Here is a 26,507-nt window from a genome sequence, read left to right as displayed (position 1 = left end):
GTTTCAGACGGCCTTTAATCTACAAAAATATACCATGATTACCGACACCATAAGCAATGCCACCCGCTACGCCGCCTTGCATCCCGACTTTGCCGAAGCCTTCCATCTGTTGCAGACCTTGGATTTTACCAAGCTGCCGGACGGTCAAGTGCCATGCGAGAATCCCAATATCCGTATTTTTATCGGCAGCGAGCCGATGAGGACTAAAGGCAAAGCCCAGCCAGAAGCGCACTCAAAACATATTGATATTCAAACACCGATTGATGGCAGCGAAACGTATGGCTGGATAGACAGAGGCCGTCTGAAAAACGGTTTAGGCTACAACGAAAAGCGCGATATCGAATTTTTCGACTGTGAACCGGAAACATGGCTGACCTTGGAGCCCGGCGAATTTGCGCTATTTTTCCCGAATGATGCGCATGCCCCATTGATCGGCGACAGGGCGAACATACGCAAAGTTGTTTTTAAAATCCGTGTTTAAACCGAACGTCTATAATTTTTCAGACGGCCTTATCCCCTTATTCAGGACACAATATGTCTTTTTTCAGCAGGTTGTTCCGCTCCAAACCTAAATTAATGACTTGGCAGGAATTTGTCGAATACTTTGCCCGTCGCATCCAAGAAGAATTGGATCTTGAGGCGAAAATCGACTGGGGTGAAAATATTGCTTCTTCGCCCATCATTGTCCAGTTTTCCGAAGACGATGAAGCATCGTTCAGCACATATTTGAGCAACCATTACACAAGTTATCTGCAAAATCCCGAGGCCTTGGAAGCTATTGTTGCAGCTAATTTAGCAGTTATCGATAAGATTCAGGACGCTGATGCCAGTGTTTCAGCACAACAAATTCTTCCGACGATTAAAAATACGATTTATCTGGAAAATGCCAGACTGATTACAAATACGGACGAAGCCGAACCTGACGATTACCTGGTATACAAACCGATTGCCGGCGATATCATGTTGCTTTATATGGTGGATACGGAAGAATCCATGCATACGCTCAATCGTGAGCATATGAAAGAGGCCGGTATTGAAGATGAGGACGCCTTGTATCGTACCGCCATGGATAATCTGCGCCAACGAATGAATGGACGTGTTCAAATTCATCATGCCGAAGGTTGGTCATTGGCTCAAATCCATTTGGACAACGACTATGATGCTTCCCTGATTTTGCTTTTGGACGAAGTACTTAAAGACGATCCTATGCTGCCGGCCAACCCCGTTTTTGCAGTCCCGGCACGCAACGCCCTGCTCGTTTGCAGCCCGTCCGATGAAGAGGCTTTGCAGGCGATGGCAAATATTGCCCTGCAGGCATTTGAAGACTCTGCCTACGCGATTTCTACCCAGCTTTACCAGTACCATAATGGTACAATCAGCGTTTTCAGAGCAAATTGATTTAAGGCCGTCTGAAAAACAGACGACCTGCCCTTTACCTAAAACCTTCCCATAAGGAAACCCGAAATGACCAAACATATCGCTATCTTGCGCGGCGACGGCATCGGCCCTGAAATCGTTGCAGAAACCGTCCGCGTACTCGACAAACTTATCGAACAAGGTTTGGATGTCAGCTACGAATACGCGCCTTTGGGCGGCGAAGCCTATGACGAATACGGCCATCCTTATCCAGAATTCACGCAAAACCTTTGCCGTAAAGCCGATGCGGTACTGCTTGGTGCAGTCGGTTCTCCTCAATACGACAATCTCGACCGTCCATTGCGCCCTGAGCGCGGATTGTTGGCCATCCGTAAAGACTTGAATCTGTTTGCTAATTTGCGCCCTGCCATTTTGTATAAAGAGCTGGCCAATGCTTCCACTCTGAAACCGGAAATCGTAGCCGGCCTCGACATCCTTATCGTACGCGAACTGACCGGCGATATTTACTTTGGCGAGCCGCGCGGCATCCGTGTTTTGGAAAACGGCGAACGCGAAGGCTACAACACCATGAAATACAGCGAAAGCGAAATCCGCCGTATTGCCCACGTTGCCTTCCAATCCGCCCAAAAACGCAGCAAAAAAGTCTGCTCCGTAGGCAAAGCCAACGTTTTGGAAACCACCGAACTGTGGCGCGAAATCTTTGAAGAAATCGGCAAAGAATACCCTGATGTCGAGCTTTCCCATATGTACGTCGACAACGCCGCCATGCAGTTGGTACGCGCGCCCAAACAATTTGACGTGATTGCTACCGGCAACATCTTCGGCGATATCCTCTCTGACGAAGCCTCCATGCTGACCGGCTCCATCGGTATGCTGCCTTCCGCTTCTTTGGACGAAAACGGCAAAGGCCTGTACGAACCGTCTCACGGCTCTGCTCCTGACATTGCCGGTCAAAACAAAGCCAATCCGCTGGCAACCGTTTTGTCCCTCGCTATGTTGTTGCGCTACAGCCTGAACGACGAAGCACGCGCGCAACAAGTCGAAAACGCCGTACAAAAAGTACTGCAACAAGGCTTGCGTACCGGCGATATTTACGAAGAAGGTACCAAACTGGTTTCCTGCTCAGAAATGGGCGATGCCGTATTGGCTGCTTTGTAAGAGGCCGTCTGAAAAAGCGTGGGATCAATCCCGCGCTTTTTTATATGCGAAACTTGAAACCATAAAAAAGGGCGTGTTTTCACACGCCCTTATGTTTTTTCAGACGGCCTTAAGATTGAAAAAATTAACCTCTTTTATGTTTGCCGCCAAAGCTGTCGTTAGACTTGCGCTTGCCTTTAAAGCCTTCGCCGCCTTTTTTGAAACCGTCAGACTTCTTGAAACCGTCTTTCTTAAAGCCATCTTTCTTGAAACCGTCTTTTTTATGGCCTTCGCCGTGAGCTTTACCGCCGAAACCTTCTTTAGCCGGTTTCTTATCACCACGCCAGCCGCCGGATTTACGATCGCCCCAGCCGCCTTTACCTTTCGGTTTGCCACCGGCAGATTTGCGTTTACGTGTCGGCTCCATGCCTTCGATGGTCAGCTCAGGTAATTTGCGGCCGATGTATTTTTCAATTTTGTGTACTTTGACGTATTCGTTCACTTCGGCAAAAGTAATCGCAATACCGGTACGGCCAGCGCGGCCGGTACGGCCGATGCGGTGAACGTAGTCTTCAGCCTGTTTCGGCAAGTCGTAGTTGATAACGTGGGTAATGGTTGGTACGTCGATACCACGTGCGGCTACATCGGTGGCAACCAAAATTTTGCAGCGGCCTTTGCGCAAGTCCATCAGCGTACGGTTACGCCAGCCTTGCGGCATATCGCCGTGCAGGCAGTTGGCGGAAAAACCTTTTTCATACAATTCATCCGCGATGACTTCGGTCATGGCTTTGGTGGACGTGAAAATCACACATTGATCGATATTGGCATCGCGCAAGATGTGGTCGAGCAGGCGGTTTTTGTGGCGCATATCGTCGCAGTACAGCAGCTGCTCTTCGATTTTGCCTTGATCATCCACACGCTCAACTTCGATGGTTTCAGGGTCTTTGGTCAGTTTGCGCGCCAGTTTGCCCACTGCGCCGTCCCAAGTGGCAGAGAACAACAAAGTCTGACGGTCGCTCGGCGTTGCTTCAACGATGGTTTCGATGTCGTCGATAAAGCCCATGTCCAACATACGGTCGGCTTCGTCCAGAATCAGCACTTCCAAACGTTCAAAATCAACTTTGCCGCTCTGCATCAAGTCCATCAGACGACCCGGAGTAGCGACAATCAGGTCAACCGGTTTGCTCAAAGCACGGGTTTGGTAGCCGAAAGATGCGCCGCCTACAATGCTGACAGTACGGAACCAACGCATATTTTTAGCATACGCCAACGCGTTTTTTTCCACCTGAGCCGCTAGTTCGCGGGTCGGAGTCAACACCAAAGCGCGTGGGCCTTTGCCCGGTTTTTCGCTGCGCTTGGTCAGTTTTTGCAAAGTCGGCAGCAGGAAGGCTGCGGTTTTGCCTGAACCGGTTTGTGCCGAAGCCATAATGTCGCGGCCGTCCAAAGCAAACGGAATCGCTTGCGCCTGAATCGGGGTCGGGCTTTCATAACCCTCGCTGCTTACGGCAGACAAAATGTTTTTATCAAGGTTCAAATCGGCAAATTTAATAGACATATCTATCCTAAGAGACAACAACGCGCACGCCTGAACAATTTCAGACGACCTGAAGCAAAGGAAAGTAACGATACGGGAAATGTGAAGTTACAGGGTTGTCGCAAGCATCTTGCTTGTGGTTAACATCGACGACAACCTGCACAGAAAAGGCTTTGCAAATATGCAAGCAATAAAAGAAACGCGCCCGAAACGGCGGTTTAGGTTGGATGACGATGGCTTCGTATCAAAAGGCGAATGGCGGATAATATAGATTTTATGGATAACAGTCAAGCAAAAAGGCATCAAGTGCGTTAAAATCCAACCCCTTCCCAATACTTATTCAGGCCGTCTGAAACCATGACCGACATTACCCCCTTTGCCAACCGCTTAGGTAAAAACATCAAACATCTTATGAAATGGGCCAAACGCAACAATATCGAAGCCTGGCGCATTTACGACCGCGATATTCCCCAATTTCCCTTTGCCGTCGATGTTTACGGCGACCAAATCCATCTTCAGGAATACGATACCGGCTGGCTGATGCAGCCCGAAGAATACGAAGCATGGCTTGCCGATGTATTGGAAGCCATCGGTTTTGTGACCGGTTTTGCGCCCGAACAAATCCACCTCAAACGCCGAGAACGTCAAAAAGGTTTACAACAATACGAGAAAACCGGCAAAACCGGCGACGATTTCGTCATCACTGAAAACGGCCGCAAGTTTTGGGTCAACCTCGACAAATACCTCGATACCGGCCTTTTCCTCGACCACCGCAACACGCGCAAAAAAGTCGGCGAAACCGCAGCGGGTAAACGCTTCCTCAACCTGTTTTCCTACACAGGCAGCTTTACCGTCTATGCCGCAACCGGGGGCGCGGTATCCAGCGAAACCGTCGATTTATCCAACACTTATCTCGAGTGGGCAAAACGCAATTTCGAACTTAACGGCATCGACTCCGAACAACACAAAATCGTCCGCGCCGACGTGTTCCAATACCTGCAAAACGCCACCGCCGAAGGCAAACAGTTCGACCTTATCGTCATGGATCCGCCCAGCTTCTCCAACAGCAAAAAGATGCTCGACATCCTCGACATCCAGCGCGACCACAAAAAGTTGATTGACGGCGCGATGAACCTGCTCGCTTCAGACGGTCTTTTGTACTTCTCCAACAACTTGCGCAGCTTCGTCTTGGACGATTCGGTATCGGAACAATACGCCGTCAAAGACATTTCCAAACAATCCGTTCCCGACGATTTCCGCAACAAGAAAATCCATCAGTGTTGGGAAATCAAGCATAAATAAACATCAGGCCGTCTGAAAGCCAGTTTTCAGACGGCCTGATTGCCATATTGAATCTCTCAATCAATAAGCGCATAATTGAAGAAATTGTTGACAATATTAAAAGGAAAAGAACATGCAAAACTACCTGACGCCCAATTTCTCATTCGCCCCCATGATTCCGGAACGCGCGATCGGCAGCCGGGTTTGGGATACCGAAGGACGAGAGTACATTGACCTGTCAGGCGGTATTGCTGTGAACGCGCTGGGTCATTGCCATCCCGATTTGGTCGCAACCTTGGCCGAGCAGTCGCAAAAACTCTGGCACATTTCTAATATCTACACCACCCAACCGGCGCAAGAATTGGCCCAAAAACTGGTCGAAAACACCTTTGCCGACAAAGTATTTTTCTGTAACTCCGGTGCGGAAGCCAATGAAGCCGCGCTGAAACTGGCGCGCAAATACGGCCGCGATCATTTTGGCGAACACAAAACCGAAATCATCTCCTGCCTCAACAGCTTCCACGGTCGCACCCTGTTTACCGTATCCGTCGGCGGCCAGCCCAAATACAGCAAAGACTACGCGCCGCTGCCGGCCGGCATTACCCACGTTCCATTTAACGATATTGCCGCATTGGAAGCAGCCATCGGCGACAAAACCTGCGCCGTGATTATCGAGCCGATTCAGGGCGAAAGCGGCATCCTGCCTGCTACCCAAGAATATCTGCAAGCCGCACGCCGTTTATGCGACAAACAAGGCGCATTGCTGATTTTGGACGAAGTGCAAACCGGCATGGGTCATACGGGCAAACTGTTTGCCTACGAGCATTACGGCGTAACACCCGATATCCTCAGCTCCGCCAAAGCCTTGGGCGGCGGCTTCCCGATTGGCGCGATTCTGACAACCGATAAAATCGCCCCAACCTTCGGCCCCGGAACACATGGCTCGACCTTCGGCGGCAACCCAATGGCGTGTGCCGTCGGCAGTTGCGCATTCGACATCATCAATGCCCCCGAAACATTGGCACACGTTAAACAACAAGGCCAAAAACTTCAGACGGCATTGCGTGAATTGGGCGAAAAAACCGGCGTATTTAAAGAAGTCCGCGGCATGGGCTTGCTGCTCGGCTGCGTGTTGGCAGACAAATACGAAGGCAAGGCATCGGAAATCACTGCCGCCGCTTTAAAACACGGCCTGATGGTACTGGTTGCCGGTGCCAATGTGGTGCGCTTTGCTCCCAGCCTGCTGCTGAACGATGAAGACATGGCCGAAGGCTTGAAACGTTTTGAAGCGGCCTTAGCCGAATGGTTGGCCTGATTTTTAAAACCCAATATTCAAATCAGCCGACAGCTTTTGGTTCTATTAATTCCATATAGTAAAGACCGTCTGAAAGACTATTTGAGTTTTTCAGACGGCCTTTTTTCAATATTGAAAACAACATCCGCCTACATGCTTTGTCATTTGATGTTTGTTAAAAATCGTACCGCCTCTTCGTGTTACGCTTGGCAAACAATTTGATTTTGCGAAGAAAAGGAGCAGGAGATGGTATCGTTGAAAACCCAAATCGCCGGTTTTTCTTTTGACAACTGCCTGATGAACGCGGCCGGTGTGTCATGCATGACTGTTGAGGAATTAGAAGCAGTCAGACAGTCTTCGGCAGGCACTTTCATTACCAAGACCGCAACGCTTACCCCTCGTCAAGGCAACCCCGAGCCGCGTTATCGGGACGTCCCTCTCGGCAGCATCAATTCGATGGGCTTGCCGAATCAAGGCATCGATTACTATCTGGATTACCTGCTTACCCTTCAAGAGTCTCAGCCGGAACGGACATTTTTCCTATCACTGGTCGGCCTGTCGCCCGGCGAAACACATATCCTGTTGGAAAAGGTGCAAAATAGCGGGTTTAACGGTATTACCGAACTCAACCTATCCTGCCCAAACGTCGCCGGCAAACCGCAAATTGCCTACGACTTTGAAACCACCGAGATGATTTTGGATAATGCCTTTACCTACTTCGACAAGCCCTTGGGCATCAAATTGCCGCCGTATTTCGATATTGCCCATTTCGATCAAGCGGCGAAAGTGTTCAACCGCTATCCCCTAAAATTCGTCAACTGTGTCAACTCCATCGGCAACGGCATGTATATCGAAGACGAATCCGTCGTGATCCGCCCGAAAAACGGCTTCGGCGGCATAGGCGGCCAATACATTAAACCGACCGCGCTCGCCAATGTCCACGCGTTCTATCAAAGACTGGATCCATCTATCCAAATTATCGGCACAGGCGGCGTTTACAGCGGCCGGGATGCTTTTGAACACATCTTGTGCGGCGCAAGCATGGTGCAGATCGGCACGGCACTACACCAGCAAGGTGTGGACATTTTTGAACGGGTTTCCCTTGAATTAAAAGCCATCATGGCGCAAAAAGGCTACGAAAAACTGGAAGACTTCAAAGGCAAATTGAAATATTTTTCATAAGGTTTACTCTAAAAAACGCCCAAGGCCGTCTGAAAATTTCAGACGGCCTTGTTGTATAATTGCTCCCCACATTACCCGTCTTCCCCTTCAATGAAACTCAACCCCCAACAGCAAGCCGCAGTCAAATATCTAGGCGGCCCCCTACTCGTGCTTGCCGGCGCTGGCAGCGGTAAAACCGGCGTGATTACGCAAAAAATCAAACATTTGATTGTCAATGTCGGCTATCTGCCGCATACCGTTGCCGCGATTACCTTCACCAATAAAGCCGCCACGGAAATGCAGGAGCGCGTCGCCAAAATGCTGCCCAAATCGCAAACGCGCGGGCTGACGATTTGCACGTTCCACTCTTTGGGCATGAAGATTTTGCGTGAAGAGGCGAACCATATCGGTTACAAAAAAAACTTCTCCATCCTCGATTCCACCGACAGCGCAAAAATCATCGGCGAACTTTTGGGCGGTACGGGAAAAGAAGCCTTATTCAAAGCGCAGCATCAGATTTCCCTGTGGAAAAACGATTTGAAAACGCCCGAAGACGTGCTTCAGACGGCCTCTAATGTGTGGGAAGAGCAAACAGCACGCGTCTATGCGAGCTATCAGGAAACCCTGCAAAGCTATCAGGCGGTGGACTTCGACGACTTAATCCGTCTGCCCGCCGTGCTGTTGCAGCAAAACAGCGAAGTGCGCAACAAATGGCAGCGGCGGCTGCGTTATCTGTTGGTTGACGAATGTCAGGACACCAACACCTGCCAATTTACGCTGATGAAGCTGCTGACCGGCGCGGAAGGTATGTTTACTGCCGTCGGCGACGACGACCAGTCCATCTACGCATGGCGCGGCGCGAACATGGAAAACCTGCGCAAAATGCAGGAAGACTATCCACAGATGAAGGTTATCAAATTGGAGCAAAACTACCGCTCCACCACGCGGATTCTCAAAATCGCCAACAAAGTCATCGAAAACAACCCCAAGCTGTTCACGAAAAAACTTTGGTCGCAGTTCGGCGAAGGCGAAATCGTCAAAGTCGTTGCCTGCCAAAACGAGCAACACGAAGCCGACTGGGTCGTCAGCCAAATCGTCAAACAGAAGCTGGTCGGTGGCGACAAAACCCAATACGCCGATTTCGCCGTGTTATACCGCGGCAACCATCAGGCGCGGATTTTTGAAGAAGCCTTGCGCAGCGCGCGCGTTCCTTACCAACTCTCCGGCGGGCAGAGTTTTTTCGACAAAGCCGAAATCAAAGACGTGTTGTCCTATTTGCGCCTGCTTGCCAATCCCAACGACGATCCCGCCTTCCTTCGCGCTGTAACCACGCCCAAACGCGGCATCGGCGATGTAACGCTGGGCAAACTCAATACCTACGCGCACGAACACGAATGCAGCCTGTATGAAGCCGCGCAAACCGAAGAAGCGCTTGCCCTGTTGAACCATACCAACCGCCAACACCTGCAAGCCTTCATGGATATGATTGAAAGCTACCGCGCCAAAGCCGAAACCAGCGAAGCAGGCGAGCTTATTCATAACTTGCTGAAAGAAATCGACTACGAAAACCACCTGTTGGCCAACGAAGAAGGTAAAGCAGGCGAAATCAAATGGCGCAACGTTACCGACCTGACCGGCTGGCTGGAACGCAAAGGCGAGCAAGACGGTAAAAACATCATCGAGCTTGCCCAAACCATCGCCCTGATGACGCTTTTGGAAGGCAAAAGCGAAGAAGAAGTCGATGCCGTCAAACTCTCTACCCTGCACGCCTCCAAAGGCTTGGAATATCCCTACGTTTTCCTTGTCGGTTGCGAAGAAGGCATCTTGCCGCATAATGACAGTATAGAAGAAGACAATGTCGAAGAAGAACGCCGCCTGATGTACGTCGGCATTACCCGTGCCAAACGCCAACTTACGCTGACCCACTGCCTCAAACGTAAAAAGCAAGGCACATGGCAGTTCCCCGAGCCGAGCCGCTTTATAGACGAAATGCCGCAGGAAGACATCAAAATCCTAGGCCGCAAAGGCGGCGAGCCGATTGTGAGCAAGGAAGAAGGAAAAAGTAATCTGGCGTGTTTACTGGATATGCTGGGAAATAAAAGAAAAGGATAAAGCAAGGCCGTCTGAAAACAGGATTTCAGACGGCCTTATTGTCAGCAAAATGTCAAAGTCAACAATCAAATAATTTTTACTTTATACCTTTGTGCCCATCTATTCCCATTCCTCCCGATTCTTCAAAAATAAACAAAAATAATCGAATAATCAGGTACAAAATAAAAAATCAAGTGACACGATTGCTCCATTCCTCTTCAATTTACAAGCAAAAATTGTCAACACTTGAAGTATAAATTCACAAGCAAAATTGCATTTTTCAGGTATAATAATGGATTCCCCAACTGCATTTTGTGAGCTGAATCCATGTCTGTTGTTCTGCCCTTGCGCGGTGTAACCGCCCTTTCCGATTTCCGTGTTGAAAAACTCTTTCAAAAAGCAGCCGCACTCGGCCTGCCCGAAGTCAAATTAAGCAGCGAATTTTGGTATTTTGTCGGTAGCGAAAAAACACTTGATGCCGCGACAGTCGAAAAACTGCAAGCCTTACTGGCAGCGCAAAGCGTTGAACAAACGCCCAAAGCGCGCGAGGGCTTGCATTTATTTTTGGTAACGCCCCGTTTGGGCACCATTTCTCCTTGGGCTTCCAAAGCAACCAATATCGCGGAAAACTGCGGTTTGGAAGGCATTGAACGTATCGAACGCGGCATGGCCGTATGGTTGGAAGGTGCGCTTACCGACGGGCAAAAACAACAATGGGCAGCCCTGTTGCACGACCGCATGACCGAAAGCGTGTTGACCGACATCGATGCAGCGGCGCAACTGTTCCACCACATCCAATCGGAAACCTTCTCCAGCGTAGATGTATTGGGCGGCGGTAAAGAAGCATTGGTCAAAGCCAATACCGAAATGGGCTTGGCGCTTTCGGCCGATGAAATCGATTATCTGGTTGAAAACTATCAGGCTTTAAACCGCAATCCGTCCGATGTTGAATTAATGATGTTCGCTCAGGCAAACAGCGAACACTGCCGCCACAAAATCTTCAACGCCGACTTCATCCTTAACGGCGAAAAACAACCGAAATCCCTCTTCGGCATGATTCGCGATACGCACAATGCGCATCCTGAAGGCACAGTCGTTGCCTATAAAGACAACTCATCCGTGATCGAAGGCGCGAAAATCGAGCGTTTCTATCCGAATGCAGCGGAAAACCAAGGCTACCGTTTCCACGAGGAAGACACCCATATCATCATGAAAGTGGAAACACACAACCACCCGACCGCCATCGCGCCGTTTGCCGGTGCGGCAACGGGTGCGGGCGGTGAAATCCGCGATGAAGGCGCAACAGGTAAAGGCTCGCGTCCGAAAGCAGGCTTGACCGGCTTTACCGTCTCCAACCTGAATATTCCAGGCTTGGAGCAGCCTTGGGAACAAGCCTACGGCAAACCCGGCCATATTGCTTCTCCTCTAGACATCATGATTGAAGGCCCGATTGGCGGCGCAGCGTTCAACAACGAATTCGGCCGCCCGAACCTCTTGGGCTACTTCCGTACCTTTGAAGAAAAATTTGACGGTCAGGTCCGCGGCTATCACAAACCGATTATGATTGCCGGCGGCTTGGGCAGCATTCAGGCACAACAAACACACAAAGATGAAATCCCCGAAGGCGCATTGCTGATCCAACTGGGCGGCCCGGGTATGCTCATCGGCTTGGGCGGCGGCGCGGCCTCTTCCATGAACACCGGCACAAACGACGCGTCTTTGGACTTCAACTCCGTACAACGCGGCAACCCCGAAATCGAGCGCCGCGCGCAAGAAGTCATCGACCGTTGCTGGCAGCTTGGCGACAAAAACCCGATTATCTCCATCCACGACGTCGGCGCAGGCGGCCTGTCCAACGCCTTCCCCGAACTCGTCAACGATGCCGGACGTGGCGCGGTATTCAAACTGCGTGAAGTGCCGCTGGAAGAACATGGCCTCAATCCGTTGCAGATTTGGTGTAACGAATCGCAAGAGCGTTATGTATTGTCCATTTTGGAAAAAGATTTGGAGACCTTCCGCGCCATCTGCGAACGCGAACGCTGCCCGTTCGCCGTAGTCGGTACAGCGACCGACGATGGTCATTTGAAAGTACGCGACGATTTATTCTCCAACAATCCCGTCGATTTGCCGTTGAACGTCTTGCTCGGCAAACCGCCCAAAACCACGCGTACCGACAAAACGGTTACGCCGTCTGAAAAACCGTTTAACGTGGGCGATATCGACATTACTGAAGCCGCCTACCGCGTTTTGCGTCTGCCTACAGTAGCCGCCAAAAACTTCCTGATTACCATCGGCGACCGAAGTGTCGGCGGCATGACCCACCGCGACCAAATGGTCGGCAAATACCAAACCCCCGTAGCCGACTGCGCCGTTACCATGATGGGCTTCAATACCTATCGCGGCGAAGCGATGTCTATGGGCGAAAAACCGACTGTCGCCCTGTTTGACGCGCCTGCTTCGGGCAGAATGTGCGTCGGCGAAGCCATTACCAACATCGCTGCGGTCAATATCGGCGACATCGGCAACATCAAACTCTCCGCCAACTGGATGGCGGCATGCGGCAACGAGGGCGAAGATGAAAAACTCTACCGCACCGTTGAAGCAGTTTCTAAAGCCTGTCAGGCATTGGATTTGAGCATCCCCGTGGGCAAAGACAGTTTGTCGATGAAAACCGTGTGGCAGGATGGCGAAGAGAAAAAATCCGTGGTTTCGCCGTTGAGCCTGATTATTTCTGCGTTTGCTCCAGTAGAAGACGTACGCAAGACTGTTACGCCTGAGTTGAAAAACGTCGAAGACAGCGTATTGCTGCTGGTTGACTTGGGCAACGGCAAAGCGCGTATGGGCGGCTCTGCATTCGGTCAGGTTTACAACAACATGACCGGCGATGCACCTGATTTGGACGATACAGGCCGTCTGAAAGCGTTTTACAACGTGATTCAACAGCTTGTCGCCGAAGACAAACTCTTGGCGTATCACGACCGCAGCGACGGCGGCTTGTTTGCGACGCTGGCGGAAATGGCGTTTGCGGGGCGTTGCGGGTTAGATATCACATTGGGAAGCATACTTTTTGCAACCACGATAGCAACCTATACACCTGCCCAGGTTGACCACGACCTAGGCTTTGTTAATGCTGGTTCTATCATCTCTACCGAAGAAAACATAATCCGTTCGCTGTTTAATGAAGAGCTTGGTGCAGTTTTACAAGTTCGTGCAGAAGATGCTGATTATGTACTCAAGCAATTTGACAAGAAAGAATTTTTTGTAAACAAGGGAGGCTTCTCTCCGCGCAAGATAGGCAAATTTGCCAGCCATTATATTGGCACAATCAATCCGACATCCGACCGTCTTGTAATCACAGTTGACGATGAAACTCTGTTCGACCAACCACGCGCCGACCTGCAACGCGCATGGCAGGAAACCAGCCATGCCATCCAAAAACTGCGCGACAACCCTGCCTGCGCCGACAGCGAGTTTGCCCTGATTGGCGACAACGAACGCAGCGCATTGTTTGCCAACGTGAAATTTGACGTGAATGAAGACATCGCCGCTCCATTTATCAACAGCAGCGCGAAACCCAAAATCGCCATCCTGCGCGAACAGGGCGTAAACGGCCAAATCGAAATGGCCGCCGCCTTTACCCGCGCCGGATTCGATGCTTACGACGTGCATATGTCCGACCTGATGGCAGGCCGCGTCAACCTTGCCGACTTCAAAATGCTGGCGGCGTGCGGCGGCTTCAGCTACGGCGACGTACTCGGCGCAGGCGAAGGCTGGGCGAAATCGATTCTGTTCCACCCTGCTCTGCGCGACCAATTTGCCGCCTTCTTCGCCGACCCGAACACGCTGACATTGGGCGTGTGCAACGGCTGTCAAATGGTCAGCAACCTTGCCGAGATTATCCCGGGCGCAGACACATGGCCTAAATTCAAACGCAACCTGAGCGAACAGTTTGAAGCGCGCCTGAGCATGGTTCATGTTCCGAAATCCGCGTCGCTGATTCTGAACGAAATGCAAGGCTCCAGCCTGCCTGTTGTGGTCAGCCACGGCGAAGGCCGCGCCGACTTCGCGCTTCACGGCGGCAACATTTCTGCCGATTTGGGCATTGCGCTGCAATATGTGGACGGTCAAAACCAAGTGACCCAAACTTATCCGCTCAACCCTAACGGCTCACCGCAAGGCATCGCCGGTGTGACCAACGCCGACGGCCGCGTTACCATCATGATGCCGCATCCGGAACGCGTATACCGTGCCGCGCAAATGAGCTGGAAACCGGAAGACTGGACGGAATTGTCCGGTTGGTACCGCCTCTTCGCCGGAGCAAGAAAAGCTTTGGGCTAATGAAAAGCTTGATTTGATCAGGCTTTAAGAAAGGCCGTCTGAAACAGGAAAAGCAAAATTTTCCGCTCCCTGTTTTCTGACGGCCTTTATGCTTCCTTACTACTCTTTTCTGCATTGACTACCGCACAACATTTCATTTATGTATAAACATAAATAGGAAATTAAAATGGGCACCTTAGGCAAGATATTAATAAAATTTTCTGTTTCATTAGTTCTTATTTGTCAAATAGCTTATATTTTAAATATTTATTTAACAATTAAATATAAGATAGAAATGATGAATGTCACCGAAGACATACTAATCATAACCTATGATATAACTCAAATATTATCTATTTTTATTATTTTTGATATTCTAATTATATTAATTTTATTGACCTATATAAAATTTATTAAAAAACACAAGCTAGATAAACTATAAAAATACCTAAAATTAATAAAGAATAATTGAGACAATAACTTATATTTTAAAGCCATCTGAAGGCGATGTGTCTGAACTTGTTGAACGCCGCCAACAGACTAAGTGTGTCTGTTGTAGCCTAAAAGGTGGGGCGGATGCCCGATTATTAGGTATTCGGAGGGGTTTAAGGGGATATTTGGGTAGAATCAGGAGTGATTGGAGTGGAAACAGCCGAAAACTTGTGTTTGGGTTTCGGCTGCTGGTGAAAGGGCTTTTTGCAAAGGTCTCATTTGTTTTCAGATGACCTTTTTGCGTCCTTTTGCGTATAAAGACCAAACCCGTCGCCGTCATTCTGTATAATTGCCACTTTTAAACTATAATCGACATATTCAGACGGCCTTTCCCGACATTATGACTCGACAAGCCTTTATCCTCAGCGATTGTGAATTTTCCGAATGCGGAGAAAAGCCTTACGCCCTGTTGACCGCGAATCCGACGAAGGAACACCACTTCATCGCTCAAACCGAGCAGCGACAGCATGCGCATAATCCGCAGGTCAGCCCGCAAAACCAAAACGTTTACCGCCTGCCCTTGTCAATGTTCCATACTGGCGAAAAAGCCCGCGGCAAAGAACAAAACCGCAGCGAAGCGATAAGCGTCAACATCATCGGCAACTTGGCGGCGAAAAACCTCTATACGCTGACCTTTGTCGAAGATTCCGCCAACCAATACAATCTGGAAAGCTGGTTCAACCGTCATGAAAGCGGCTACGAAGAGGCCTGCAATCATCTGCGTACCTTACCTGCAGGCCGTCTGAAAACAACTACGGCAAATGCCGATACCGTCAAAGTACCGGATGCCTTGTGGCGGATATTGCGGCTGAAATTCCTCGGCATTCTGCGCAATCCGCACAACCACAAAAACCTGTTTGCCCACCGCCTGCACCAAACGCTTCGGGCGCGGCTGCCGGAAGTCGGTTTTGAATTTGTCCGCTTGATCAGCAAACGCGACCCCAAGCGCATCGAAGCCATTATGCAGGACTACCGTTTCACCTTTCTCGGCTATGTCGATTGGCTGGGCGGGCTTTACGGTATGTTGAGCGAAGGCGTGGCGCAGCCGTCGTTGTTTGAACGGCTGTTTTGCAACATCTTTGCCGAACCCGAAGCAGTGAAAATCGAATTGTTCCGCTATCCTGAAAACACGGGGCTGTGCCTGTTTGGCGACAGCAGTTTCTGCCTGCAAGCCTCGGCCAAGCTATTCAGTGTCGGCGTTAATATTTCGCACGATATGTTTGCCGTCGTCCATCTGCAAACCGACCGTTGGCACGCGTTTAAGAATACTTTTCATCACGACGCGCCCAAACTGCGAGGCCAAGTGCGGATTATCGACGGCGACCAAACCCAAAGATTGCTGTTCAACCGACTGTGCATCCATCAGGCTCATGAAGCCGTATTCGGCCAAAGCCCTAAAATCAAAGATTATTTAGAGGCCGTCTGAAACCCCCAACCAGAAGAAAGCATATGAAAATCACGCCAATCCAAGCCCTAAACGACAACTACATCTGGATGATTCAAGAAGGCAACCATGCCGCCTGCGTCGATCCGTCCGATGCCACACCCGTTTTGAAATTCCTCGTCCACAACCGCCTGATGCTGGCGCAAACATGGATTACCCATCCGCACCCCGACCATACCGGCGGCGCAAAAAGCCTGTTCCACGGATTTTTAGAATCCCCAATCTATGGCGAAAGCGACATCGACGTGGCAACCCATACCGTCACCGCAGGTACGCAGTTCCCATTTAGCGAAGGCTTGGTCACCGTTTGGGCAACCCCCGGCCATACCGACCGCCACATCAGCTATCTGTTGGAAAATTCAGACGGCCTGCACGTTTTCTGCGGCGATACCTTGTTCTCAGCCGGTTGCGGCCGCGTATTTACCGGCACAATCGAGCAGCTTTACGACAGCTTCCACCGATTCAACCAGCTGCCCGAAGAAACGCTGTTTTATCCGGCGCACGAATACACCGCCTCCAATCTGCGCTTTGCCCAGCATATCGAGCCGGACAATGCCGACATTCAGACGGCCTTGTCCGCAGCCGAACACACGCCGACACTGCCTGTCAGCCTGGCGCACGAGCGCAAAGTCAATCCGTTTTTCCGCGTACACCTGCCCCAAGTTCAGGCACGCGCCGAAGAATTGAGCGGACGAAAATTAAACAGCGAACTCGAAGTCTTCGCCGCTTTGCGTGAATTGAAAAATCAATTTTAATTGGGCTTAGTCCCTAAAGAATAAGGCCGTCTGAACAATATCTGTTCAGACGGCCTTATTCTTTAGGGATTATTCCCATTCAATCGTGGCAGGCGGTTTACCGCTGACATCATAAACCACGCGGTTGATGCCTTTGACTTCGTTGATGATGCGGTTGGACACGCGGCCGAGCAGCGAGTATGGGAGCTCTGCCCAGTGGGCAGTCATAAAGTCGCTGGTAATCACGGCACGCAAGGCAACGACGTAATCGTAAGTACGGCCGTCGCCCATTACGCCGACGGATTTCACAGGCAGGAATACGGCAAAGGCTTGGCTGGTCAGGTCATACCAAGATGTGCCGTTTTCATCGGTAGTATTGCGCAATTCTTGAATGAAAATATCGTCTGCTTGACGGAGCAAGTCGGCGTATTCTTTTTTCACTTCGCCCAAGATACGCACGCCCAAACCGGGGCCCGGGAACGGATGACGGTACACCATTTCGCGCGGCAGGCCCAAAGCGACGCCCAGTTCGCGCACTTCGTCTTTGAACAAGTCGCGCAACGGCTCAAGCAGCTTGAGTTTCATGTTTTCAGGCAGGCCGCCGACGTTGTGGTGAGATTTGATGGCATGGGCTTTTTTGGTTTTTGCGCCTGCGGATTCGATTACGTCAGGGTAAATCGTACCTTGCGCCAACCATTTGGCGTTAGTGAGTTTTTTCTCTTCAGCATCAAATACTTCGATAAATTCCGCACCAATGATTTTGCGTTTTTTCTCCGGATCGGTCACGCCGGCAAGTTTCGCTAAAAACTGCTCTTCGGCATCAACGTGAATCACGCGTACGCCCAAGTTACGGGCAAACATATCCATCACCATTTTGCCTTCGTTCAAACGCAACAGACCATGGTCAACAAACACGCAGGTCAGTTGGTCGCCGATGGCGCGGTGAATCAGCGCGGCCGCTACGGAAGAGTCCACGCCGCCGGACAAACCCAAAATCACTTCGTCGCTGCCGACTTGTTCGCGGATTTTGGCAACGGCTTCTTCGATGTAGTTCGGCATGGTCCAGCTTGGTTGTGCGCCGCAAATATCCAAGACAAAGCGGTTCAACAACGCACGGCCTTGTTTGGTGTGGGTCACTTCAGGGTGGAATTGGATGCCGTAGAATTGTTTCTCAGCGTTTTCCATCATGGCAATCGGGCAAGACGGGGTATCGCCGATGACAGAGAAGCCGGTAGGCAGTTTGGAAACTTTATCGCCATGGCTCATCCATACGTCGAGCGTGTTTGGCGCATCGTCTTGAATGCCGCGTGTCAGCTCGCTGTCGATGGTTTTGACTTGCGCATAACCGAATTCGCGTTGGTTGCCCGGGGTAACTTCGCCGCCCAAGTGGTGCGCCATAAATTGCATGCCGTAACAGATGCCCAAAACCGGAATGCCCAAATCAAAAATACCGGTATCGGCTTGATAATCGGATTCGTATACAGAATTAGGGCCGCCGGAGAGGATGATGCCTTTCGGGTTGAAGGCTTTGATTTCTTCCAAAGGCATATCGAAAGAATGCAGTTCGCAGTAAACGTGGGCTTCGCGCACGCGGCGGGCGATCAGCTGGGTAACTTGCGAGCCGAAGTCGAGAATAAGGATTTTGTCTTGGGTCATGGCGAAAACTTTGCAAAATGTAAGAAAACGGTGCGGCCGAGAGGGTAAATTTCAAATTTAAACCACAATAAAAAAGGCCGTCTTAAACGGCGGATTATACCATTGTTCAGACGGCCTTTATAGGGCAAAACCCAAATCTCTCATCTTTCTATTTTGTGTGTTTCTCAGGAACCATATCGCTGCGTGAGAGCAACAGCAGACAACCCAACACGACCATGCCGATGGCCAATAACGGCGAGAGGTAAATCCAGTAGCTCATGTGCAGATAAATGGCTGTACCGATATAAACCAGCATCGGGCCGGAAACAATGGACTGTTTGTTGATGCCGTCCATAATCAACACGGCAAAGCCCAAAATAATTAATGCACCGGCAATCATTGTCGATGTCGCAGGCAAAATATCCGTAGCGCGTAAAAACCAAATCGCACCAAAGATAATCAAAAACAAAGGCAGAAAAAGTGAGGGGCGGGACATAACAACGCTCCGTAAAGGTTTCAGACGGCCTGTATTATTGGGTGCGTCAGCCATGCAGGCAAGATATAAAAATGCAATCTTGTGTGTAATTATGCAAAGGTTGGCACAACAAAAAAGCCGTCTGAACAGCGGCAAACCGAAATCGAATATTTCAATTTATCCTGTTACAGACGGCCTTTCAAATCATCAGGCTTTGCCGGTACTGCCGAATCCGCCTTCACCGCGCTCGCTGGCGGCAAACTCGTCCACAACCTTAAACGCGGCTTGGACAACTGGCACAATCACCATTTGTGCGATACGCTCCATCGGCTCGATGGTAAACGCTTCTTTACCACGGTTCCCCAGAGAGACCTTCAATTCGCCTTGATAATCCGAGTCAATCAAACCGACCAAGTTACCCAAAACAATACCGTGTTTATGACCCAAGCCAGAACGCGGCAACAAAACGGCTGCATACGCAGGGTTGGCCAAATGCACCGCCAAACCGGTCGGCACGAGATACACATCGCCCGGCTGCAATACAACGGCTTCATCCAGGCAGGCACGCAAGTCCAAACCGGCGGAACCGGGCGTTGCATAAGCAGGCAGGGAATCGGCCATTTTCGGATTTAAGATTTTCAGTTCGACTTCGGTTTGCATGACAGGACTCCGTATTGTTCTATATTGGAAAGGGCTACGATTATACACAAATGCCCTTGAGGCCGTCTGAAAAAACGGAGTATGATTCAGTCAGACCTAAGGAGAAAATCATGGATCTGCACAATATCCGCGAAGATTACAGCAAGCGCGAGCTGTCGGAAGCCGAATGCCACGCCGACCCGATTGTCCAATTTGAGCAATGGCTGAACGAAGCCATTCACGCCGAAGTCAACGAGCCGACAGCGGTCAACGTTGCCGCCGTGGGCGAAGACGGCAGGCCCAACAGCCGCATGGTACTGCTAAAAGAAGTCAACCCAAAAGGCTTTGTTTTCTTTACCAATTACCACAGCCGCAAAGGCCGCTCCTATACGGCGCACCCCTTTGCCGCTATGACTTTTTTCTGGCCGGAACTCGAACGCCAAGTGCGTGTTGAAGGACGCATTGAAAAACTCGACGCCGCCGCTTCGGACGAATATTTTGAAAGCCGCCCGTATACCAGCCGTATCGGCGCATGGGCAAGCGCGCAAAGCGAAGTGATTTCCAGCAAAGCCGTCTTGGTGGCCAAAGCCGCGGCCATCGGTGTCAAACATCCCCTGCATGTTCCCCGCCCGCCGCATTGGGGCGGATACCTCGTTATTCCCGACCGTATCGAATTCTGGCAAGGCCGTCCCAGCCGCCTGCACGACCGCATCCAATACCGCCTGGTTGACGGCAACTGGATACGCGAACGCCTTTCACCATAATTTTCGGATTTTCAAACAAAAATTTACTGGTTGAGTTACAATACAGCCTTTCATCGGCAGGCCGTCTGAATCTGATTTTCAGACGGCCTTTTCCCCCAATCCAACCCCTGCCGCAACCGCCGCAGAAGAACCGCTTTTTCAAGCGAGTTAGGAAAAATCATGTCCAAACAGCCTTCCAGCAAACGCCAATGGCGCGACGGCGTATCATCTACCGCCCAAAAACCCTCCAAACCGGCCAAATCCTTTGCCAATAAAAAACGTCCCGACAACGAGCGAAAAACATCAGGCAAACCTTACGGCCAAAAAGTTTCAGACGGCCCTAAAGCTCAAAATACCGCGCCTAAACAACGTGCTGCCAAAGCCAAAAAACTGGTTGTCCGCAACCCCAACCAAAAAATCATGGAGCACGCCCGCGATTTGAAAGAACGCCGCAGCGACCTTTCCCGCTTCGAACCCGAGCGCCTGCAAAAAGTCCTGGCTGCTTCCGGCGTCGGCTCACGCCGCGAAATGGAAGAATGGATCAGCAACGGCTGGGTAACGGTCAACGGCCGTGTAGCCCAACTGGGTGAAAAAGTTACGCCCGACGATCATGTTACCGTCAAAGGCAGCATCATCAAACTCAAATGGGCAGACCGCCTGCCACGCATCATCCTCTACTACAAACAAGAAGGCGAAATCGTTTCCCGCGACGACCCGCAAGGCCGCGTCAGCATTTTCGACCGCCTGCCACAAGCAGCCAGCAGCCGCTGGGTAGCCATCGGCCGTTTGGACATCAATACCAGCGGCCTTTTGATCCTGACCACTTCAGGCGAACTGGTTCAACGCTTTGCCCACCCCAGCTTTGAAGTCGAACGCGAATACGCCGTGCGCGTATTGGGCGAGTTGACCACCGAACAAATGCGCGTCCTGACCGAAGAAGGCGTGATGCTCGAAGACGGTTTGGCAAAAGTCGAACGCATCTACGAACAAGGTGGCGAAGGCGCGAACAAATGGTACAACGTCGTCATCAAAGAAGGCCGCAACCGAGAAGTACGCCGCATTTTTGAAAGCCAAGGCCTGACCGTCAGCCGCCTCGTCCGCGTAGGCTTTGGCCCCATCGGTCTGCCAAACCGCCTCAAACGCGGCCAGTTCTACGAACTCAATCCGGCAGAAGTCGCCAACATCATCAAATGGGCAGATATGCTGCTGCCTGGCGAACGTCGCCGGAAGAAAAGTTAATGTAAGATAAATCGGGGCTGAGACTTTTGCAAAATCGTCTCAGCCTTATAACATCTTGCTTTAGTCATAAAAATCAAGAGAATTAAAACTCAAATCTCTTAGCACAAAACATATTATTACAAATTTATTCCATTTATTTTAAATATTTGAATAATTTATATTTTTTCTACTTTATTATTAAATATAAGCAGAGCTGCTCCAACCTTCACAAGGCTGTACTCAATAATAGCCTATCCCTTCATCTCAACTAATCGGTATATTTACTACTTCCCAATACATCCAAATTTCCAAATGCTTTGGCATAAATTTCTTATTTATAAGATAATGCTATTTCTTTAACCATTATAAAAAAGGGGAAACTATGTTTGATTTTATAAAGCGGAAATTTCGTGAAGCCATCATTGACCCGATTTCCGACAGTGTTCGAGAAAAACAGGAACAATTGGCAGAAACGGCTTCTGAATATGCGGCACCAAGCGTTTTCTACCTACTCTTCGCCATTACAGGAGCAGTAGCCGTCATTTTGGTTTTACTTAGCCTTTCACTCTATATAGGCCAGCTTTTAGGCAGCTACCTATACGGACTATTTATCTTTACCTCATTTTTTATCTTATTGTTTTTATTTGTATGGGCAATGCGTTCTCGTATTGAAACAGCCGTTAAAAAAACCGTATATGAGCTTTTAAAACCATCAACAGATGCCGATGTTACGATTCCTTTGGTGGAGGCGGAAGTTTTAGAAGAAACGGAAATCAAACGTTTGGAACAACATTAAAATTTTGAAAGGCCGTCTGAAAAACATTCAGACGGCCTTTTAATTAAACTTTTTATTTTTCCGATTTCAACACGCGTTGACGGCGGGTTTCGCTCAATACCATGCCTGCGCTGACGGAAACGTTCATGCTTTCTACCGTGCCAAACATCGGAATCGATACCAGCATATCGCAATGTTCGCGCGTCAGGCGGCGCATACCCTCGCCTTCGTTGCCCATTACCCAAGCCACGCTGTCTGGCAAGTCGCAGTGGTAAAGGTCGGAGTCGCCGCCCATGTCTGTGCCGACAATCCAAATACCGTACTCTTTTAATTCACGTAAAGTACGGGCAAGATTGGTTACGGTAATATACGGCACGGTTTCCGCCGCGCCACAGGCAACTTTGCTGACAGTCGCATTCAGGCCGGCGCTTTTGTCTTTGGGCGCAATCACGGCATGTACGCCCATCGCATCGGCAGTACGCAGGCATGCGCCAAGGTTGTGCGGGTCGGTAATGCCGTCCAATACCAGCAAAAACGGCGGTTCGCTCAGGTTTTCCAACACATCTTCCAAGTGAACATGGTTTTTGGAGGCATCGATAAACCCGACCACACCCTGATGACGCGCCCCTTTGCTGATGGCATTCAGGCGGTCGGCATCAGCAAAATGCACGCGTACGTTTTCAGAGGCCGCTTTATCCAATACATCGCGGGTGCGTGCATCGGATTTGCCTTCTTGGATATAGAGTTCGGTAATTGATTTCGGGTTTTGCCACAAACGGGCATTGACGGCGTGAAAGCCATAGATGAGTCGTTGGTTTGCCATGTTTTTGCTTTATCGAAAAATTCAGACGGCCATTATAACAAGTAAGGCCGTCTGAAAATTTTTTATTTCATCAAATAACCGAGTATGCCCGAAGTGCCAACGCCGATTAATACCGTCACCAACATCGAAAACCGGCTAGCCGCCAATACCGTCAAAGCAATGGCAATCAGCTCATGCGGTTTATCCGACACAAAATATGGCGCAATCACAGAAATCAACACACAACCCGGCGCAGCCTCCATAACCACTTGCGCGCGACGGCTCAACGTACGGTTGCGCAATGCAAAAAAGCCGATTAATCGGGTTGAATAAGTAACGGCCAACATGCTTAAAAACAGCAAAAACGATTGCAGCGACAACAAATCCTTCATTTTTGCTCTCCCCACAAATACGCCACCAATAAACCCGATAACGTTCCGGCCGGAACATACCATGCGCCATCCACGATCAAATAGGTTGCGCACGCCACAATCAGGCTGACAAACCAAGGGCGCGAAGCCGCAAAGCTCTTCCACATCCCGCGCAGCAACACCAAAAACACCGCAGGAAACGCCATGCCGAAGCCCCAAGCCGCCACATCGCCGAACATTGGACCTACTGCCGCACCAAACGCCGCAAAACCAATCCAAGTTACATACAAAATAAAGCACACGCCGGCATAAAACGGCATATTGAATGCAGGCAAACCTGCCGCCTTACGCTTTTGAATTTCAGCAAACGCCATTGCCCAGCTTTCATCACACATAAAAAACAGCGCGGGCATCGCCTTTTTCAGCGGCATATCCCTCATATACGGCGCAATCGCCGCACCCATCAGGATATGGCGCGAATTGATCATAAACGTAACCGTTGCAATCAGCAGTATCGGCAAGGGATTTGCCCACAAATTGACTGCGGCAAATTCCGAACCTCCGGCAAAGTTCATGCCCGTCATCAGCAGCATTTCCAGCCAACTCATGCCTTTCTGCCCACCCTGCATGCCCAAAATCAGCGCCCACGGCAACAAGCCGATCAGCATGGGAGAACATTCTTTGATACCGCGCAGAAATTCCGATTGAGGAGAAGCAGTGTGATTCATTTTGATTGAAACGGTTTATTAAAAAGAAGCGACGTATTATAAATCAGGCCGTCTGAACAAGGGTATAATATGGAAAAATTAGATTTATTTACGGAAACCGATATGACCCACACCGTCCATCTGCAGTTTGAAGAAATTGACAATACCGTGTTGCAACGCCTGTGCGGTGCGCTCGACAGCAATCTCGAAGCCTTAGGCAAAGCCCTTGATATCCAAATCAGCCGCCGCTTCGAACATTTCACCTTCATGGGCGAACTGGCACATGCTGGCCGCCGTGCCTTGCTGTCGCTTGCCGAAGCCGCAGAAAAAGGCGACTTGGACGACAACGCCATCAGCCTCGCGGCCGTCGAAGCAAAAACCGCAGATGAAAAACACGAAGAAAAACACCACGACCAACAATACTATTTCCGCACCAAACGCGGCAGCATCGGCGGCCGCACCCCGCGTCAAAACGGCTATATCCGCGCCTTGCTCAACCACGATGTCGTGTTCGGCTTAGGCCCTGCCGGTACGGGTAAGACCTATCTTGCCGTTGCCGCCGCAGTCGATGCCATGGAAAAACATCAAATCGAACGCATTGTTTTGGTGCGTCCCGCAGTCGAAGCAGGCGAAAAATTAGGCTTCCTGCCGGGCGATTTGGCGCAAAAAGTCGATCCCTACCTGCGACCGCTTTATGATGCGCTTTATGATTTAATGGGTTTCGACCGCGTAACCAAATTGATGGAAAAAGGTTTGATTGAAATTGCGCCGCTGGCCTATATGCGCGGCCGTACCTTAAATGGCGCATATGTCATTTTGGACGAAGCGCAAAATACCACGCCCGAACAAATGAAAATGTTCCTGACCCGTATCGGCTTCGGTGCCAAAGCAGTCATTACCGGCGACATCAGCCAAATCGACCTGCCACGCAACATCAAATCCGGCTTGAAAGATGCACGCGAAAAACTGCGCGACGTAGAAGGCCTGTATTTCCACACCTTCACCAGCGAAGACGTCGTCCGTCATCCTTTGGTGCAGAAAATCGTCGAAGCCTATGAAGCAGCAGAAGAACAAGCTGAAAAGAAAAACGGCGAATAATCTTTTCAAACACTGAAGGCCGTCTGAAAATCAAATTTCAGACGGCCTTACTACATCATTCTCCCCATAATACTGCTATAATCCGAAAATCAAGTAAAACAACGACTTCAAAAGGAAAAATATGACCCTCAAGCCACCCGTCCGAATCGCCGTTACCGGCGCGGCAGGGCAAATCGCCTACGCCACCCTCTTCCGTATCGCCGGCGGCATCATGCTCGGCCGCGATCAACCCGTTATCCTGCAACTGCTCGACCTGCCACAGGCGCAACAAGCATTGCGCGGCGTGATTATGGAAATGCAGGATTGCGCCTTCCCCCTCCTAGCCGACATCTTCGCCACAGACGATCCCGAAGTCGCCTTCAAAGAGGCCGACATCGCCCTCTTGATTGGTGCGCGCCCGCGCACGCAAGGCATGGAACGCGCTAACTTACTGCACGCCAACGCCGAAATTTTCAAAATACAAGGCGCGGCGTTGAACAAAGTTGCCCATCGCAACGTCAAAGTCCTCGTCGTCGGCAATCCGGCCAATACCAACGCCTACATCGCCATGAAGTCCGCACCCGACATCCCGCCGGAAAATTTCACCGCCCTGATGCGTCTCGACCACCACCGCGCCGTCAGTCAAATTGCCGAAAAAATCAACCGCCCGATTACTTCCATCGAGCAAATGTGCGTTTGGGGCAACCACAGCCCGACTATGTACGCCGACTACCGCTACGCCACCAGCAACGGCGAGTCCGTCCAAGACATGATTACCGAACCCGACTGGAACACCGAAGTCTTCATGCCGAAAATCGCCGGACGCGGTGCCGCCATTATCGCCGCACGCGGTTCATCATCCGCCGCCTCTGCCGCCAATGCCGCCATCTACCACCTGCGCGACTGGCTGCTCGGCAGCAGCGGCAAATGGGTAACGATGGGCGTTCCGTCAGATGGTTCTTACGGCATTCCTGAAGGTTTGGTTTTCGGCTTCCCCGTTATTTGTGACGAAGGCAGCTACCGCATCGTCCAAGGCTTGGACTTGTCGGACGAATTCAGCCAATACCGTATTGCCGCCACGCTGGCCGAATTGGAAGAAGAGCGTTCAGCCATCCAGGATCTACTCTAAAACAAAGGCCGTCTGAAAACCAAATTTCAGACGGCCTAAATAATTAAATGCCCATTCTACAATCATTTTTAAAA

22 protein-coding genes are annotated in these 26,507 nt (G+C 50.4%); 15 read left to right on the top strand and 7 right to left on the bottom strand.

Going from position 1 to position 26,507, the window contains the following annotated elements:
- The first annotated feature begins 34 nt into the window (after window positions 1-34).
- The 3 genes from HMPREF3139_RS09965 (at window position 35) to leuB (ending at window position 2,535) form a co-directional block, all read left to right on the top strand.
- Entirely contained in the window at window positions 35-481 is a 447-nt protein-coding gene (locus HMPREF3139_RS09965; RefSeq protein ID WP_070461877.1) for a NanQ anomerase/TabA/YiaL family protein, read from the top strand.
- Window positions 482-534: 53 nt separating this feature from the next.
- Entirely contained in the window at window positions 535-1,398 is an 864-nt protein-coding gene (locus HMPREF3139_RS09960; RefSeq protein ID WP_070461875.1) for a DUF1444 family protein, read from the top strand.
- 66 nt (window positions 1,399-1,464) lie between these two features.
- Window positions 1,465-2,535 carry a 3-isopropylmalate dehydrogenase gene (gene leuB, locus HMPREF3139_RS09955; RefSeq protein ID WP_004520344.1) on the top strand — a complete coding sequence of 357 codons (1,071 nt, stop codon included), beginning with the start codon at window positions 1,465-1,467 and terminating at the stop codon, window positions 2,533-2,535.
- A 124-nt stretch (window positions 2,536-2,659) separates the two neighbouring features.
- Here the strand turns inward: leuB and HMPREF3139_RS09950 are convergent, their stop codons facing one another.
- Window positions 2,660-4,069, bottom strand: coding sequence for a DEAD/DEAH box helicase (locus HMPREF3139_RS09950; protein ID WP_070461873.1), 1,410 nt, complete (start codon window positions 4,067-4,069; stop codon window positions 2,660-2,662).
- Between the two features lie 336 nt (window positions 4,070-4,405).
- Between HMPREF3139_RS09950 and HMPREF3139_RS09945 the strand changes: the two genes are divergently transcribed.
- From HMPREF3139_RS09945 to gloB, 7 genes are all read left to right on the top strand, one after another.
- Window positions 4,406-5,350, top strand: a complete 945-nt coding sequence (locus HMPREF3139_RS09945; RefSeq protein ID WP_070461871.1) for a class I SAM-dependent methyltransferase — start codon at window positions 4,406-4,408, stop codon at window positions 5,348-5,350.
- A 112-nt stretch (window positions 5,351-5,462) separates the two neighbouring features.
- On the top strand, window positions 5,463-6,644 hold the full coding sequence (locus tag HMPREF3139_RS09940; protein WP_070461869.1) for an aspartate aminotransferase family protein: 1,182 nt from the start codon (window positions 5,463-5,465) through the stop codon (window positions 6,642-6,644).
- 225 nt (window positions 6,645-6,869) lie between these two features.
- Window positions 6,870-7,805, top strand: a complete 936-nt coding sequence (locus tag HMPREF3139_RS09935) for a dihydroorotate oxidase (protein WP_004520335.1) — start codon at window positions 6,870-6,872, stop codon at window positions 7,803-7,805.
- Window positions 7,806-7,895: 90 nt separating this feature from the next.
- Window positions 7,896-9,896, top strand: a complete 2,001-nt coding sequence (gene rep, locus HMPREF3139_RS09930; protein WP_070461867.1) for a DNA helicase Rep — start codon at window positions 7,896-7,898, stop codon at window positions 9,894-9,896.
- A 306-nt stretch (window positions 9,897-10,202) separates the two neighbouring features.
- The gene (purL, locus tag HMPREF3139_RS09925; protein WP_070461865.1) at window positions 10,203-14,213 is read left to right on the top strand and encodes a phosphoribosylformylglycinamidine synthase; all 4,011 of its coding nucleotides are present in this window, start codon (window positions 10,203-10,205) and stop codon (window positions 14,211-14,213) included.
- A gap of 811 nt (window positions 14,214-15,024) precedes the next feature.
- Window positions 15,025-16,110: a hypothetical protein gene (locus tag HMPREF3139_RS09915; protein ID WP_070461860.1), complete on the top strand. Its 1,086-nt coding sequence runs from the start codon at window positions 15,025-15,027 to the stop codon at window positions 16,108-16,110.
- 23 nt (window positions 16,111-16,133) lie between these two features.
- Window positions 16,134-16,883, top strand: a complete 750-nt coding sequence (gloB, locus tag HMPREF3139_RS09910; RefSeq protein WP_070461858.1) for a hydroxyacylglutathione hydrolase — start codon at window positions 16,134-16,136, stop codon at window positions 16,881-16,883.
- Between the two features lie 69 nt (window positions 16,884-16,952).
- On the opposite strand, the gene guaA is transcribed toward gloB, so the two are convergent.
- From guaA to dut, 3 genes are all read right to left on the bottom strand, one after another.
- Window positions 16,953-18,518 carry a glutamine-hydrolyzing GMP synthase gene (gene guaA, locus HMPREF3139_RS09905; RefSeq protein WP_070461856.1) on the bottom strand — a complete coding sequence of 522 codons (1,566 nt, stop codon included), beginning with the start codon at window positions 18,516-18,518 and terminating at the stop codon, window positions 16,953-16,955.
- A 148-nt stretch (window positions 18,519-18,666) separates the two neighbouring features.
- Window positions 18,667-18,993: a hypothetical protein gene (locus HMPREF3139_RS09900; protein WP_063067841.1), complete on the bottom strand. Its 327-nt coding sequence runs from the start codon at window positions 18,991-18,993 to the stop codon at window positions 18,667-18,669.
- A 186-nt stretch (window positions 18,994-19,179) separates the two neighbouring features.
- Entirely contained in the window at window positions 19,180-19,632 is a 453-nt protein-coding gene (gene dut / locus HMPREF3139_RS09895) for a dUTP diphosphatase (RefSeq protein ID WP_070461854.1), read from the bottom strand.
- 110 nt (window positions 19,633-19,742) lie between these two features.
- Here dut and pdxH point away from each other — a divergent pair, with 110 nt between their 5' ends.
- The 3 genes from pdxH (at window position 19,743) to HMPREF3139_RS09880 (ending at window position 22,368) form a co-directional block, all read left to right on the top strand.
- Window positions 19,743-20,375: a pyridoxamine 5'-phosphate oxidase gene (gene pdxH / locus HMPREF3139_RS09890; protein ID WP_070461852.1), complete on the top strand. Its 633-nt coding sequence runs from the start codon at window positions 19,743-19,745 to the stop codon at window positions 20,373-20,375.
- A 159-nt stretch (window positions 20,376-20,534) separates the two neighbouring features.
- Window positions 20,535-21,593: a pseudouridine synthase gene (locus tag HMPREF3139_RS09885; RefSeq protein ID WP_070461850.1), complete on the top strand. Its 1,059-nt coding sequence runs from the start codon at window positions 20,535-20,537 to the stop codon at window positions 21,591-21,593.
- 361 nt (window positions 21,594-21,954) lie between these two features.
- Entirely contained in the window at window positions 21,955-22,368 is a 414-nt protein-coding gene (locus HMPREF3139_RS09880) for a hypothetical protein (protein ID WP_070461848.1), read from the top strand.
- 52 nt (window positions 22,369-22,420) lie between these two features.
- Here the strand turns inward: HMPREF3139_RS09880 and rlmB are convergent, their stop codons facing one another.
- From rlmB to HMPREF3139_RS09865, 3 genes are all read right to left on the bottom strand, one after another.
- Window positions 22,421-23,170: a 23S rRNA (guanosine(2251)-2'-O)-methyltransferase RlmB gene (gene rlmB / locus HMPREF3139_RS09875; RefSeq protein WP_004520319.1), complete on the bottom strand. Its 750-nt coding sequence runs from the start codon at window positions 23,168-23,170 to the stop codon at window positions 22,421-22,423.
- A 62-nt stretch (window positions 23,171-23,232) separates the two neighbouring features.
- Window positions 23,233-23,541 carry an AzlD family protein gene (locus HMPREF3139_RS09870; RefSeq protein ID WP_003680717.1) on the bottom strand — a complete coding sequence of 103 codons (309 nt, stop codon included), beginning with the start codon at window positions 23,539-23,541 and terminating at the stop codon, window positions 23,233-23,235.
- Window positions 23,538-24,248: an AzlC family ABC transporter permease gene (locus HMPREF3139_RS09865; RefSeq protein ID WP_070461846.1), complete on the bottom strand. Its 711-nt coding sequence runs from the start codon at window positions 24,246-24,248 to the stop codon at window positions 23,538-23,540. The genes HMPREF3139_RS09870 and HMPREF3139_RS09865 overlap by 4 nt, the downstream gene beginning before the upstream one ends.
- A gap of 102 nt (window positions 24,249-24,350) precedes the next feature.
- Between HMPREF3139_RS09865 and HMPREF3139_RS09860 the strand changes: the two genes are divergently transcribed.
- Complete coding sequence (locus HMPREF3139_RS09860) at window positions 24,351-25,325, top strand: PhoH family protein (protein ID WP_004520317.1); 975 nt, start codon at window positions 24,351-24,353, stop codon at window positions 25,323-25,325.
- Between the two features lie 121 nt (window positions 25,326-25,446).
- Window positions 25,447-26,433, top strand: coding sequence for a malate dehydrogenase (locus tag HMPREF3139_RS09855; RefSeq protein WP_070461844.1), 987 nt, complete (start codon window positions 25,447-25,449; stop codon window positions 26,431-26,433).
- Window positions 26,434-26,507: the final 74 nt, after the last annotated feature.

The organism is Neisseria sp. HMSC15G01 (assembly GCF_001808255.1).
Taxonomy (GTDB): domain Bacteria; phylum Pseudomonadota; class Gammaproteobacteria; order Burkholderiales; family Neisseriaceae; genus Neisseria; species Neisseria subflava_A.
Note: the sequence above shows the minus strand (reverse complement) of the source record. Positions and strands in the feature narration are given on the sequence as shown.

Bases quoted from the DNA above. Each gene is read 5' to 3' on its own strand.
- HMPREF3139_RS09960 (WP_070461875.1), top strand. From the start codon at position 535: ATGTCTTTTTTCAGCAGGTTGTTCCGCTCCAAACCTAAATTAATGACT.
- rlmB (WP_004520319.1), bottom strand. From the start codon at position 23,170: ATGGCAAACCAACGACTCATCTATGGCTTTCACGCCGTCAATGCCCGT.
- HMPREF3139_RS09940 (WP_070461869.1), top strand. From the start codon at position 5,463: ATGCAAAACTACCTGACGCCCAATTTCTCATTCGCCCCCATGATTCCG.
- HMPREF3139_RS09965 (WP_070461877.1), top strand. From the start codon at position 35: ATGATTACCGACACCATAAGCAATGCCACCCGCTACGCCGCCTTGCAT.
- rep (WP_070461867.1), top strand. From the start codon at position 7,896: ATGAAACTCAACCCCCAACAGCAAGCCGCAGTCAAATATCTAGGCGGC.
- pdxH (WP_070461852.1), top strand. From the start codon at position 19,743: ATGGATCTGCACAATATCCGCGAAGATTACAGCAAGCGCGAGCTGTCG.
- HMPREF3139_RS09935 (WP_004520335.1), top strand. From the start codon at position 6,870: ATGGTATCGTTGAAAACCCAAATCGCCGGTTTTTCTTTTGACAACTGC.
- HMPREF3139_RS09870 (WP_003680717.1), bottom strand. From the start codon at position 23,541: ATGAAGGATTTGTTGTCGCTGCAATCGTTTTTGCTGTTTTTAAGCATG.
- HMPREF3139_RS09945 (WP_070461871.1), top strand. From the start codon at position 4,406: ATGACCGACATTACCCCCTTTGCCAACCGCTTAGGTAAAAACATCAAA.
- gloB (WP_070461858.1), top strand. From the start codon at position 16,134: ATGAAAATCACGCCAATCCAAGCCCTAAACGACAACTACATCTGGATG.
- HMPREF3139_RS09880 (WP_070461848.1), top strand. From the start codon at position 21,955: ATGTTTGATTTTATAAAGCGGAAATTTCGTGAAGCCATCATTGACCCG.
- leuB (WP_004520344.1), top strand. From the start codon at position 1,465: ATGACCAAACATATCGCTATCTTGCGCGGCGACGGCATCGGCCCTGAA.
- HMPREF3139_RS09915 (WP_070461860.1), top strand. From the start codon at position 15,025: ATGACTCGACAAGCCTTTATCCTCAGCGATTGTGAATTTTCCGAATGC.
- purL (WP_070461865.1), top strand. From the start codon at position 10,203: ATGTCTGTTGTTCTGCCCTTGCGCGGTGTAACCGCCCTTTCCGATTTC.
- HMPREF3139_RS09950 (WP_070461873.1), bottom strand. From the start codon at position 4,069: ATGTCTATTAAATTTGCCGATTTGAACCTTGATAAAAACATTTTGTCT.
- HMPREF3139_RS09860 (WP_004520317.1), top strand. From the start codon at position 24,351: ATGACCCACACCGTCCATCTGCAGTTTGAAGAAATTGACAATACCGTG.
- HMPREF3139_RS09855 (WP_070461844.1), top strand. From the start codon at position 25,447: ATGACCCTCAAGCCACCCGTCCGAATCGCCGTTACCGGCGCGGCAGGG.
- dut (WP_070461854.1), bottom strand. From the start codon at position 19,632: ATGCAAACCGAAGTCGAACTGAAAATCTTAAATCCGAAAATGGCCGAT.
- HMPREF3139_RS09885 (WP_070461850.1), top strand. From the start codon at position 20,535: ATGTCCAAACAGCCTTCCAGCAAACGCCAATGGCGCGACGGCGTATCA.
- HMPREF3139_RS09900 (WP_063067841.1), bottom strand. From the start codon at position 18,993: ATGTCCCGCCCCTCACTTTTTCTGCCTTTGTTTTTGATTATCTTTGGT.
- HMPREF3139_RS09865 (WP_070461846.1), bottom strand. From the start codon at position 24,248: ATGAATCACACTGCTTCTCCTCAATCGGAATTTCTGCGCGGTATCAAA.
- guaA (WP_070461856.1), bottom strand. From the start codon at position 18,518: ATGACCCAAGACAAAATCCTTATTCTCGACTTCGGCTCGCAAGTTACC.